Here is a 12,704-nt window from a genome sequence, read left to right as displayed (position 1 = left end):
CTACCCGGCGGCGGGGTCCTCGACCAGGACGGCCGGACCGGTCGGGTCGGCCGGCGCCAGCGGGAGCACCGAGCTGACGGTCGTCGGTGTCGGGTTGCCGAGCGCCGCCGGGTCCGCCTTCGGGTCAGGCGCCACCGTGGGCTGGCCGGCCGCTCCCAGCAGCTCGGTGACGCCGACCGGGCCGGCGAGGACGGCCAGGCTGCCACCAGCGTAACGGGCCGGCAGCGGAATGCTGACCGCGCGCCCGGCCGGAACGGTGACGGTGTAGCCGTCGACCCGGATCGTCGCCGCGCCCGCCGGCGCGGCCAGCAGCAGCGCGCCCGCGCCGCCGGCCGGGACGGGTGGCACGCCGACGTAGGGCACCGGCGGGTGGTCCGCCGCGCGGCCCGGTCCGCCGGCGGCCGGCGCTGCCGCCAGCAGCGGCGTGCCGGCTGCCCAGGTGGGGTAGCCGCCGGCGGGAGCGCCGGCCGCCGGTGCGGACGTGTCCGAGACGCCCGACGCGAGACCGAGGCCCGCGACGACCGGCGCCGGGCCGAGCGCGTCGACGAGCAGGGCCGCCGCCTCGCCCCGGGGAAGCGTCACCGCGATCGCCACCGCCTCGCCCCCGGGAACCGCGACGTCCTCCAGCCCGGCCGGGCTGGCGGGGCGGCCGCTGGTCGTCACCACCCGCACCCGCACCCGGGCGTCGGCCCCCGGCGCGGCCACGACCAGCTCCGTCGTCGCCCCGCCGGCTCCGGGCGGCGCGACGACGGGGCCGAGCAGTGCGCGCGCGCCCGGCGCCGCCGTGGCCGGCACGGGGGCCAGATCCCAGGCCGCGGCGCCGCTGGGCCGGTCGACGAGCCAGGACCGGACGCGGCCGGCCCGAGTCTCGACCCCGACGACGGTGGCCGCAGCCTCCGGCGCGACGGCCGCGATCCGCTTGCTCACGGTCGCTCCAGGCGCGACCGCGACCTCGGTCGCGGCCGGCGCCTGGCCGGGCGTGTACACCCGAACGGTGATCCGAGCCGGCTCGGAACCCAGGTTGGTCGCGAACAGCAGCGGGTCGTGGCCCGCCCCGGTCGCCGGGCCGGCGAACCAGGCCGTGCCGTCAGTGGGGGCGCAGGCCGCTCGCACCGGGCCGGCGCCCCCACCGGGCGCGGTCACCGTCGCCGACAGCTGCGTGACGGCGCTCCCCCGCACGACCACCGGCCGTCCAGCGGACACCGCGAGCCGGCTCAGCCCGGCCCGGTCCGCCGCCGAGAGCCCCGCCAGCGACGAGAGGTCGGTCGGTGCGACGCGTGCGGCGAGCCCGGCCCGGTCGGCCGGCGACAGCGCCGCCAGGGCTTCGAGAGCGGACTGGTCGGACCGCGCCTTGAGGGCCGCCAGCTCGCTGAGCTGGTCGGCCGGCAGCCCCGCCAGCGTCGAAAGGTCGGGCTCGGCCGGGCGCGGAAGCGGCGGCTCCTGCCTGCCCGGGACCGCCAGCGCACCGCGGGTCTCGTCCGGCCCGAGCAGGGACCCGGCCGGGGGCCGCCATGCCGCGTCGTCCCTGGACTGGTCTGCACCCCCGCCAGCGGCCTGGCCGCCGTCAGGCCCGGCCCCGACGAGCGACGCGGTCACTCGGCCGGCGGTACCGAGGCGAGCCAGGTCGACGCTGCTCGGCACCCGGCCGGCGGCGCCGAGGTCCGGACAGACCAGGGCGCGGCTGGTCGGCGGGAGCCCGGTCCGATAGGCCGTCTGCGCGGTAACCGGCTGCCCTGCCGGCACCGGGTTCGGGCGCCCTCCTGGTATCAGCACCGCGGCGGCCGCGATCGCCGCCGTACCCACGACGGCGACGCCCATACCGCCGGATATCACTCCCCATCCCCGGGCCGAGCCGCGGGCCGGCCTCATCGAGCCGCTCCGGGTCCGGTGGCCTCCCGGCGACCGCGGCCCGCCAGGGCGAGGACCGGCGCCGAAAGGAGGAACGCGGCGGCGACGGCCGCCTCGGCGAGCACCCACGCCCGGTGCTCGGTGTGGTCGTAGCGGACCCGCACCTCACCTGCCGACCCGGCTGGCACGACGAACGCCTGTGCCCAGCCCCAGGCGGTCACCGGGACGAGCCCGCGCCCGGCCAGGGTCGCTCGCCAGCCGGGGTCGGCCGGCTCGGCGAGCACCAGCAGGCGGCCGGCCGGGCCGCGTGGCACCCGCGCGTCCACCGACATCCCGTCTGGCGCCCGGGTGAGCCCGGCGAGGGCCGTGCCGGGGCCTGTCGCCGCGCGATGGGCGACGGCGGTTCGCGCGGTGCCCGCCCGGGCCTCCCGGCCGGCGACGACCTCCGCTCCCGCCGCTGGACCGGGCGCGAGCAGCCGCAGTTCGGCCACCGGACCGGCCATCGGGCCGAGACGCCAGTAGTAGCCATCTGGCCTCGGCTGGTCGCGTTCCAGCCCGTCGGTCGCGTCCAGAGCAGCGACGAGCCCGCCCGCTGTGAACGTCGTCCTTCCGCCGACCTCCTGGGCGAACCCGGCAGCGTCCCGCGGGGCGGCGCCGGCCGTGGCCCCGTTCGCCGGTGGCTGGTCGGCCCCGGTGCCGGTCGGGAGCCAGATCTCGTCGACGCCGAGCGCCGGCAGCGCCGAGGCGGCCCAGCCGCCCCCGACGGAGAGGTCGGCCACGACCGAGGCGAGGAACGCACGCGCCGGCCGGGACGGGTCGCCGGCGCTGTCGATCAGCGTCGGCCCCGGCCCGGAGGTCAGCGTGTAGGTCACCCCACCGGCCGACGGACGCAGTACGAGGGTGCGGGCCGCAGCGGACGGATCGGCCGCGGCGGTGGACCCGTCGCCGGCCGCCCCGCCGGAGGTCGGGGCACCGAGGCCGTCCGAGCCGCCCCAGCTCACCGGTTCGGGGGTGCGGCCGAGCCAGCCCGACGCCCGGACGAAGAGCAGGATGGGGCCCGCGGCGAGCACCGTGGAAAGCAACAGGGCCACGGCCCCGCGCGGCCACGCCCGGCGGCCCCGCGGGCCGGGAGCCGGGCGGGGGCGTGCCCTGTCCAGGCGGGCGGACCAGGCAAGGCCGACCCCGGCGAGCATCCCGGCGGCGGCGAGCGCGTCCTGGCCGGTGACCCAGCCGGCGGCCGCCACCAGCCAGCAGACAACGACACCAGCCCGCACGGCCCGTCCGCCGAGCGCCGCCGCGAACGCGCAGACAGCCGCGAAGACCCCCACAGCGGGCGCATCGACTCCGGCCCGGCTCGGCTCGTCGAGGAGGACCGAGAGCACTCCCAGCGGTCCGCCACGCGCGGCCGTCGCCAGAGCTGGCAGCAGCGGTGCGCATCCGACCAGCAGTACGACGCCGACCCGGCCCATGAGCCCCCGCGTCCCGAGCCTGGGGCGGCCCGGCTCGCCGGTCGAGGACCGGTCTCGCCAAGGTCCGGCGGGCTCGGCGCGGCGACGGACCGCGATCACAGCGGCGACCAGCCCGACGGCGGCCACCGGCAGCAGCCCGGGCGTGCACGCGTCCCCGAGCAGCAGTGCCCCGGCCAACGCCCACCAACTCCGCCATCCGGTCCCCGCCGGGCCAGGCTCGGTCCCAGCTGAAACCGGCAGCCCCAGCCGGGACTCGGCCGGGGCCAGCGCCCGGACGGCGGCGGCGAGCAGGACCGGGGCCGCGACGCACGCGCCGACGGCGGCCAGGCTTCCGGCCCGGGCGGCCGCGGTGACCGGGGGCGCCAGGGCATAGCAGGCGGCAAGCCCGGCCCGGGCCCAGGGACGGGCCGCGAGCCCGCCGAGCGTCTGGGCCGCGCGACAGGCGACGAGCCCGGCCAAGACCGTTGTCGCGGCGACCAGCACCCGGGCGGCGAGCTCGGGACGCCCACCCAGCGCGGACGACATCAGCGCGAGCATCGGGGCCCACGGTGGCGCCGGCCCGGGACCGCCGAGCAGCCCGCCAGCCGGCCCGAGCCAGCCGGACCAGACGGCCGACCACAGCTGGGCCGCTGCCCGCGGCAACGGCGCCGGACGCCCGCCGTCACGCCCCAGGTCGGTCAGGACACAGCCCGCCGCCGTCAACAGCACCGCGAGCAGCACCGGCGGCTGGACCGATGGGAACGCATGGCGGGCTCGGTCCGTGGCCGGCGCGGCAGCGCGGGCCGGACGCGGGGCGAGCCCGGGTCGGGCGAGGCGGGGCAGCAGCCCGCGCAGCGCGCGGGCCGGCACCCGCCGCAGCGGTGCCGAGCGCCGCCGCAGCCCCCACAGCCGGGCCGGATCCGCGAGCGCGCCGGCCAGCACCAACGCCTCGACGGCGGCGGCGCGGAGCCGGCCGCGGCCCAATGCCAGCGCGGTGCGGGCCAGCCCGGCCAGCACAACGCTGCCGACGACGGCCGGCGTGTCCCAGAAGCCGGACTGCGCGACCCGGACACGAAGGGCGTCGGTCCGCGCGACCCGGCCGGCAGTTCCGGCGTCGGGCTCGCCCACCTGGGCCGGTAGCATCCGCGCGGACGGAACGGCGACGACGCGTAGCCCCGCGCGCCAGGCCCGCCAGCACAGGTCGAGGTCGTCGGCCCGGCCGGCCAACGGGTTCGGGCCGTCCAGCAGGCGCCAGGCCGAGGCCCGCACCAGGGCACCGACCCGGTTGACGGCCAGCACGTCACGGACCGCCAGCGGCTCGCCCGGAGCTGAGCGGCGGCGCCCGGAGCGGTCGACGGTGACGCCGGTCGGACCCAGAACGGCGGCGCCCGGATCGAGCGCGGCACAGGCCAGCAGGCGGTCGAGCGCGTCCGGCGCGGGCCGGCTGGACTCGTCGAGCAGCCAGACGAACCCCCTGTCCGGCAGCGTCTGCGACCGCAGCGCCTGGACGATCGCGGCGGCCGGCGACGGCCCGGCCACAGGGACCACCACGACCCGTTCGAGCGGGTGGCGCTGCCCCACGACGGCGACCGGAAGATCAACGGCCTGGCCGCCGGCGGACGGCGGCCGCTGGGCCGGAACCCAGGCCGAGCGGCCGGGCCCAGGGCCGGTCACGGCGGACGTGACCACGGCGACGACCCGGGCCGCAGGCGGCTCCAGGGACGCTCCCACGTCCCCGCCGCGCAAGCCGGTCGGATCGGCTGTTTGCCGCGAGGGTGACGAATCGCCCCCGGCGCCCGCGCCCGGCGGAGGATCGGCTGGGCCCAGCTGGCCCACCGCGGTCTCCACCGGGTGCCCGCGGCCGGGCTATCCGGCCCGGCGGCGCTGCTTGCGCCGTTCGCGTTCGGACATGCCGCCCCAGATGCCGAACCGCTCGTCGTTGGCGAGCGCGTACTCGAGGCACTCGGTGCGGACCTCGCAGCCCGAGCAGATGCGCTTGGCCTCCCGGGTCGAGCCGCCCTTCTCCGGGAAGAAGGCCTCCGGGTCGGTCTGCGCGCACAGTGCGCGCTCCTGCCACTCCATGACCTCACCGAGCAGGTCACCCAGCCCGATGTCGATCACCTCGGCCAGCATCGGCCGGTTCGCGCCGCAAGCCGGGACGCCGCCGGGCTGGCCGGCCCCGGGAAGCTCCGCGTCGAGGTCGTCGCCCTCGACCTCGTCGTCGACGTCGTCCGCGCTGTCGTCGTCGGTGTCGAGCTCGCCTTCCTCGGCCGTCACGTCCTGCGCCGTCGCCTCCTCGGCCCTCGCTTCGGACTCCGCAAGCACGGCGACGGCCTCGTCACGACGGGTGGTGGCGTAGGCGATCGGCTGCGCGGTGCTGGGCGCGGGGCGGGCGAGGTCGTAGCCTGCGTCGGACGTGGCCCGCCCGGCGTAGGACGTGGGGGTCGGCACCCGCAGCTCCGCGGCCGCGTGCGCGTCCACGGGCGTACGGGGTGCGGGCGGGCGCGTCCTTCCCAGGACGCCAGGACGCGAGCCCAGCGCCGTGGCCGGGAGGCCCACGGTCGTGCGGTCGTGCTCCTCCTCGCGCGTCCGTAGGCCCACTGGCGGCGTTCGGACGCCCGCGTCGGTGTGCTCCATCAAAGGACCCCTCCAGACCCGTCGCGGTGCGGTCGGTCACCCCCCGGGCGCCGGCGCGCAGGTAACTGGTGTCCACACCGGGGGGTCGCATTACCAGAAGTCTCCCCCCCGGCGGGGGGAATGACACGCCGGTAATTACACGTGCCGAAGACGGCCCACGTCAACCCTACCGGCGCAACATCTTCTACAACCAGCGACATGACCATAGCTCACAGTCACCGGGCGCCGTGACGGAGGGTCCGCTCCCAGGAGCCACCCGTTACACGCGGCTGTGGAGACCACACCGCGGCGACCACGTCGAGACGCGACGCAGTCCGGCGCACACCCTGCGGAATCGCGCCGTGTCCGACAAGGGACAACGGCCGCGTACCCTCCCGGACCACCTTGCAACGCTCCGGCGCCATCCACAGCCAGTTACGGGATGTAGTGACTCCAGTGGGCCTACGGCGGCCTCCCGTGGCCGGCGGCCCGGTCCTCAGGGCCGGTCAGAAGATGAGCGGGAGCGCGGTGCGGTTGGGGGTGACTCTCGCGGCGTCGAAGCGCTCCTGGGGGACTTCCCCGTAGGTGGTGGTGCGTTGGCGGGCTGGGCGGCCGGCGCGGGTGGCCACGTCCTCCAGCTCCTCGATCGAGCGGCGGGAGCCGTGCTGGGAGCCGGCCATCCGGCTGATGGTCTCCTCCATCAGCGTGCCGCCGATGTCGTTGACGCCGCCAGCGAGCACGGCGCGGCAGCCCTCGGTGCCGAGCTTCACCCACGAGCACTGGATGTTCGAGATCGCGCCGTGCAGAAGGATGCGCGCCATCGCGTGCACCGCTCGGTTCTCCTGGACGGTGGGGCCGGGGCGGGCCACGCCGGCCAGGTAGATCGGCGCGCTGTGGTGCACGAACGGCAGCGCGACGAACTCGGTGAAGCCGCCGGTGTCCTCCTGGATCGACCGCAGCAGCCGCAGGTGGGCCAGCCAGTGCGCCGGGGTGTCGACGTGGCCGTACATCATCGTCGCCGATGAGCGCAGGCCAACCCGATGAGCGGTCGTGATGACCTCGACCCACGCGGCGGCCGGCAGCTTGCCCTTGGTGAGCACCCAGCGCACCTCGTCGTCGAGGATCTCCGCGGCGGTGCCCGGGACCGTGTCGACGCCGGCCTCCTTCGCGGCCGTCAGCCAGTCGGCGACGGACAGCCCGGTGCGGCTGACGCCGTTCATGACCTCCATCGGCGAGAACGCGTGCAGGTGGAGGTCCGGCGCGGCCTTCTTGATCTCGCGGGCCAGGTCGAAGTAGGCCGTGCCCGGCAGGTCCGGGTGGATACCGCCCTGCACGCACACCTCGGTGGCACCGATCTCCCACGCCTCGGTGGATCGGGAGCCGACTTCGCCGAACGACAGCGTGTAGGCGTCGGCGTCTCCGCGCCGCTGGGCGAACGCGCAGAACCGGCAGCCGGTGTAACAGACGTTGGTGAAGTTGATGTTGCGGTTGACCACGTACGTGACATCGTCGCCGACGGCGTCGCGGCGCAGGTCGTCGGCGAGGCGGCACAGCGCCTCCAGTTCCGGACCGGTCGCGCCGAACAGCGCGAGCGCCTCGGCATCGGAGAGCCCGGCCGGCTCTTCGGCCGCGTGCCGCAGCGCGGCCAGCACCTCGGGGTCGCCTCCGCGCCGGGTCGCCGGGCCGGCCGGCGACCCGGCGCCGACTCGATCCCCAGTCCCGACCGGAGCCCCGAAGGCGCCGGGGACCGCCGCGACGTCCGCGTCTCCAGCGATGGCACCCCCGACGGCGGCGGCGCGGGAGCCGGTGCCGATGACGCCGTCCGCGCCGGTCCCGGCGGCGCTCACCTGGGCGCGCAGCTCGGCCCAGTCGCCGTAGACGGTGTCGAAGTCGACCCGCGCCGCGGTGTTGCGGCCGTCGGTGTCGATCGCGGTGTGCAGGTCGGTGCGCCCGGTGCTGTCGGTGAAGCCGCCATCGGGTTCCTGCCAGGGCAGACCGACCGGCACAGCCCCCGGCCGCAGCAGCCCGTCCGGGCCGGCCAGGGCACCCACGTGCGCCGCCAGCCGGGGGTCCAGCCAGGGCTCGGTCCGGTACGGCGGGTAGACGGTCAGCCTAGGCCGCAGCTCGAAGCCCGCCGCGGCCGTCGCCTCGCCCAGCACGTCCAGCGCCGGCCAGGGCCGCTCCGGGTTCACGTGGTCGGGGGTGACCGGCGAGACGCCGCCCCAGTCGTCGATGCCGGCGGCGATCAGCAGCGCGCACTCGTCCCGGTCGACCATGTTCGGCGGGGCCTGCACCCGCGCCGTCGGCCCCAGCACCAGCCGGGTGACGGCGACGGCGGCGGCCAGTTCCTCGGCGCCGACGTCCGGCTCGCCGCGCATCGCGGTGTCGTCCTTGGCCCGGAAGTTCTGGACGATCACTTCCTGGATCGACCCGTACGCCTTCGAGATCCGGCGCAGCTCGAAGATCGTCTCAGCCCGCTCCTGCCGGTTCTCGCCAATGCCCAGCAGAAGGCCTGTGGTGAACGGGATGTTGAGACGCCCGGCGTCCTCCAGCATGCGCAGCCGGACGTCGGGGTCCTTGTCCGGGGAGCCGTAGTGCGCCCCGCCTGGCTCGGTGAACAGCCGCCGGCCCGTGGTCTCCAGCATCATCCCCATCGACGGGGCGACCGCCTTGAGCCGGGCGAGCTCGGCCCAGCTCAGCACCCCCGGGTTCAGGTGCGGCAGCAGGCCGGTCTCCTCCAGCACCGCGATCGCCGCGGCGCGCAGGTAGCCCAGCGTCGAGTCGTAGCCGTGCGCGTCCAGCCACTCCCGCGCCGCCGGCCACCGGTCCTCCGGCCGGTCACCGAGGGTGAACAGGGCCTCGGCGCAGCCCGCCGCCGCACCGGCGCGCGCGATCTCGAGGACCTCGTCGATCTCCAGGTAGGCCGCGGGCAGCCGGTGCGGGACGGTCGCGAAGGTGCAGTAGTGGCAGCGGTCCCGACACAGCCGGGTCAGCGGGATGAACACCTTCGGCGAGTAGGTGACGACGCCAGCCCGCCCGCCCGACACCAGACCGGCGTCCCGCACCCGAGCCGCCGACGCGGACAGGTCGCGCAGGTCATCGCCGCGGGCCGCCAGCAGTACGGCCGCCTCGGCGACGTCCAGCGTCGCCCCATCCCTGGCCCGGCGCAGCGCCCGGCGCAACGCGCTGGGCGACGGCCCGTCGGGGCGAGGCTCGGTGCCGGAGCTGGTCAAGGCGTCCACCTGCATTCGGTAAGGCCACGCGGTTCGGCTGGACCGCGTCGGACCGGCGGCCGCCGTTCCGACGGGGAACGGTCTGGACTGTGCATCAGGCGCGGGCGCCCGCGCCAGAGAACAGCCCCACCGTCGGAACTCCGGCACCGCGCCCGCACTTCCCGCCAGCCTCGTGCCCTTCCGTCGCCAGCCCCGGCACACCGGTGCGCCGGGGCTGGCGACGGGCCGCGACGTGGGCCGGCCTATCCCGTCGACTCGCCTGGTACGCGGCGCCCGCCGGCCCCGCGTCGCAGGCCGTCGAGGGTGCCCAGCAGGAAGTTGGTCCGGCGCCGGGCGGCCACCAGAGCGCTCATGGCGGCCCGGCGCCGACCCGCGACGGACACGTCACGATGCAGCTGGACGCGTTGCGCGGCGGCGACCTGCGGAGCCCTGGCGCCGGCCAGCGCCCGGTTGAGTGAGGCGGACCGGACGTCGGTTCGCCTCGGCCGCCCGCTGGAACCGGCAGTTGACGACTTTCTGATCTCGGGCATGACTTTCCCTCCCACGAACCCGGTGGCTCCCCGGTCGGCGCGAGGGAGAGTCATGATCGGCGCCGGCGGGACCACTAGGCGACGGTCGAACAACTCGGATTCCACTGTCGCTGGTCTCTCGGGGCGAAATCAAGAGAATTGCGCTAGCTATACCGCGGCGATCCGCCCACGGACAGTCCTGCCCCCACGCGACCCGATCTATCACTACTCGTCACTCATGTCCGATAACTCACAGCTGCGGCAACGCGGGCTCCCGGCGGCGGGAGTGGCCACCGAGCGCAGGCGGAAGCGACCGTCATGATCGTCCTGGCCGGCCAGAGTCGGAGCGCCACCTCGACCGGGCCGAGGAACGCCGTCTCAGCCCCGGCGGTCAAGATCCGGCCGGGTCACGGCGACGGCGGACGGCAAGATCCACCAAATAGCCGACCCGTCGCCCCCGGCTGGCGCGCGCCACGCCGATTCGGCGACGCAGACGGAGATCTTCAGCCATTGCCAGGCGGCTGGCTGACCATGATCACCGGTTGCGCAGCGACAAAAGGCGCAAATTAGGGTATCGAGCGCCCACTTTCCCTGCACAGTCCGCGATCATGGGCCCGATCGGCGGGGACAGCCCCTGATGATCACTAGTTGCGCAGGGGGAACGGTGTTGAGGCCACGACGTCGGGCACCGCAGTGCCCGACGGCCCTCGAAGTGGCCGCAGCGTCCGGTCGCCTCGAGGAAGTGCCGTGAAACACAACTCCTCGGGACCGGTCTCGCTACGCTGATCAGGTGCCGCGCAACCGCCAGGAGGTTCCCCGCGAGGAGCGGGTGGACGCCCTGCTCGCCGTCGCCGAGGAGCAGTTCCTCGCCCACGGCTTCGCCGGGACGTCCGTGGCCGAGATCGCCCGCGCGGCCGGCATCGAGCCAGGTTCGGTGTACTGGTACTTCCGGACCAAGGACCACGCGTTCGCCGCCGTGCTCAACCGGCTGCTGGACGGCGAGGTCGACCGGATCGGCGGCTTGGCCGGTGAGCCGGCGGACCGGCTGTTCGCCGCCCTCGACTCGGTCGAGCGCCGCCGCACCCTGCATCCCTGCGTCGCGGAGCGGGCTCCGCACGCGCCGCCGGTGATGGCCTACCACGCGCGGCTGCACGAATGGCTGCACGGCCTCGCGCTCGCCGCGGTCACCGACCTGGTCCCCGAGCCGGACCGCGAGGTCGCCGCCGAGGCGGTCGTCGCCACCATCGAGGGCGGCCTGGCCAACCCAGCGCCCACCCGCCCCACCAGCACCCTCGTCCGCTACCTCCTGGCCGCCCTCGCCGCCTAGGCACCGGCGGCATCGGCCAGAGACGGTGCTTCGCGCCTCTGCAGACCTCCCAGATCGGCTTCGCCGATCCGGCAGGAACCCCGGATCTGCCTGCCACGGGCGCTGAGCGCCCTCGCCTAGGTGGTTCTGGGTTGAGGACGAGTGCGGAGGTGCGCGCTATCCAGGGTCGGGTCCTGGGTTGCATTTCGCTCCCGGGGAGCTTGGGTGCGTGCGTGCGCGAGGGTTGCCGTGGCCGCGTCCGGCCGGCTCCGCCGCACCACGCCCTTGATCGCTGTTTTGGCCCTCAGGCGGATCCTGCTGGCCTCTTCAACAAGGTCTAGCTGATCCAGAAGCAGCGATCGGCCACAAGCCGCATAACGGACTAAACGACGTGCACCGACCTCCCGATCATCGACTCGGCTCAGTCTCGAACCGTAGCTGCGTGTAATTGGCCAGCAAGGTCCCGGCGGACCCTGCTGGCCTATTCGGGAGAGCCTCAGTGATCTAGAACAGGCGCCCAGACATACGCCCCATAACGGACGCAGGAGCGACCGCTCGCCCCCCCTGGTCGCCGGCCCGGCCTGGCCGAATCGCAGTTGCGTGCGATTAGCCAGCAGGATCCCGGCGGTTGTCAGAAAGCCCCGACCACGACCACCCGAAGGCCAGAACGGCGATCAAGGGCCGGACGCGAGGCCGCGGCGAGACGCTCTCCCGGACCGTGGTCGCCACGATGCCAGGCCCGACCCGTTGTCGGCTTGGCGCAATAACCTCAGGACTGTGAAGGTGACGGCCCTGGCTGGGGGTATTGGCGGCGCGCGGTTTCTGCGTGGGGTGAAGGCTGCCCTGCCGGAGGCAGACGTGACCGTGATCGGCAACACCGGTGACGACATCGTCCTGCACCGGCTCAACATCAGCCCAGACCTCGACACGGTCATGTACACCCTGGGCGGCGGGATCTCCGCCGAACGGGGCTGGGGCCGCGAGGACGAGACGTTCACGGTGGCCGCCGAGCTCAAGGAGTACGGGGTCGGCCCGGACTGGTTCGGCCTCGGCGACCGGGACCTGGCGACCCACCTGGTCCGCACCCAGATGCTCGCGGCCGGCTATCCCCTCTCCGAGGTGACCGCGGCGCTCTGCCAGCGCTGGCGGCCCGGCGTCCGGCTGCTGCCGATGAGCGACGACCGGGTCGAGACCCACGTCGTCATCACCGACGAGCAGGGCAGGCGCGCGATCCACTTCCAGGAGTGGTGGCTGCGGCTGCGCGCCGCGGTGGCGGCGGAGGCGATCGTCTCGGTCGGCGCGGCGGACGCCAAGCCCGCGCCCGGAGTGGTCGACGCGATCGCCGAGGCGGACGTGGTGCTGCTGCCGCCGTCGAACCCGGTCGTCTCGGTCGGCTCGATCCTCGCGGTGCCGGGCATCCGGGACGCCGTCCGCGACACGAGCGCCCCGGTCGTCGGCGTCTCGCCGATCATCGGGGGCAGCCCGGTGCGTGGCATGGCCGATGCGTGTCTGCAGGCGATCGGCGTCGAGACGTCCGCCGAGGCGGTCGGGCGGCACTACGGGTCCCGAGCGGCGGCTGGCGTGCAGAGGGGCCTGCTGGACGGCTGGCTGGTCGACACCGTCGACGAGGGCGTCACGGTGCCGGGGGCACGAGTCGTCGCCCGCCCGCTGCTGATGACCGACCTCGACGCGACCGTGGCGATCGTCCGCGCCGCCCTGGAGCTGTCCGGTGTCTGAGCCGACG

At 75.4% G+C, this 12,704-nt stretch carries 7 protein-coding genes; 2 read left to right on the top strand and 5 right to left on the bottom strand.

The features are described from left to right. The 5 genes from FRADC12_RS18255 to FRADC12_RS18235 form a co-directional block, all read right to left on the bottom strand. Positions 1-1,818: a DUF5719 family protein gene (locus FRADC12_RS18255; protein WP_232303876.1), complete on the bottom strand. Its 1,818-nt coding sequence runs from the start codon at positions 1,816-1,818 to the stop codon at positions 1-3. Between the two features lie 47 nt (positions 1,819-1,865). Then, positions 1,866-5,027: a glycosyltransferase family 2 protein gene (locus FRADC12_RS18250; protein WP_045877559.1), complete on the bottom strand. Its 3,162-nt coding sequence runs from the start codon at positions 5,025-5,027 to the stop codon at positions 1,866-1,868. Between the two features lie 135 nt (positions 5,028-5,162). Then, entirely contained in the window at positions 5,163-5,429 is a 267-nt protein-coding gene (locus FRADC12_RS32410; protein WP_198153144.1) for a WhiB family transcriptional regulator, read from the bottom strand. Positions 5,430-6,418: 989 nt separating this feature from the next. Then, positions 6,419-9,160 carry a bifunctional FO biosynthesis protein CofGH gene (locus tag FRADC12_RS18240; protein WP_045877558.1) on the bottom strand — a complete coding sequence of 914 codons (2,742 nt, stop codon included), beginning with the start codon at positions 9,158-9,160 and terminating at the stop codon, positions 6,419-6,421. A gap of 227 nt (positions 9,161-9,387) precedes the next feature. Further along, positions 9,388-9,675 carry a hypothetical protein gene (locus FRADC12_RS18235; protein WP_198152957.1) on the bottom strand — a complete coding sequence of 96 codons (288 nt, stop codon included), beginning with the start codon at positions 9,673-9,675 and terminating at the stop codon, positions 9,388-9,390. Positions 9,676-10,444: 769 nt separating this feature from the next. On the opposite strand from FRADC12_RS18235, the gene FRADC12_RS18230 reads away from it, so the two are divergent. Together FRADC12_RS18230 and cofD are read left to right on the top strand one after the other, a co-directional pair. Continuing rightward, positions 10,445-10,981, top strand: coding sequence for a TetR/AcrR family transcriptional regulator (locus FRADC12_RS18230; RefSeq protein ID WP_045877557.1), 537 nt, complete (start codon positions 10,445-10,447; stop codon positions 10,979-10,981). Positions 10,982-11,737: 756 nt separating this feature from the next. Next, complete coding sequence (gene cofD, locus FRADC12_RS18225) at positions 11,738-12,697, top strand: 2-phospho-L-lactate transferase (protein ID WP_045877556.1); 960 nt, start codon at positions 11,738-11,740, stop codon at positions 12,695-12,697. Positions 12,698-12,704: the final 7 nt, after the last annotated feature.

Source organism: Pseudofrankia sp. DC12, from assembly GCF_000966285.1.
Lineage (GTDB): Bacteria > Actinomycetota > Actinomycetes > Frankiales > Frankiaceae > Pseudofrankia.
The sequence above is the reverse complement of the archived record's forward strand: the minus strand, read 5'-3'. Positions and strand labels throughout refer to the sequence as shown.

Bases quoted from the DNA above. Each gene is read 5' to 3' on its own strand.
- FRADC12_RS18255 (WP_232303876.1), bottom strand. From the start codon at position 1,818: ATGGGCGTCGCCGTCGTGGGTACGGCGGCGATCGCGGCCGCCGCGGTG.
- FRADC12_RS32410 (WP_198153144.1), bottom strand. From the start codon at position 5,429: ATGCTGGCCGAGGTGATCGACATCGGGCTGGGTGACCTGCTCGGTGAG.
- FRADC12_RS18240 (WP_045877558.1), bottom strand. From the start codon at position 9,160: ATGCAGGTGGACGCCTTGACCAGCTCCGGCACCGAGCCTCGCCCCGAC.
- FRADC12_RS18235 (WP_198152957.1), bottom strand. From the start codon at position 9,675: ATGCCCGAGATCAGAAAGTCGTCAACTGCCGGTTCCAGCGGGCGGCCG.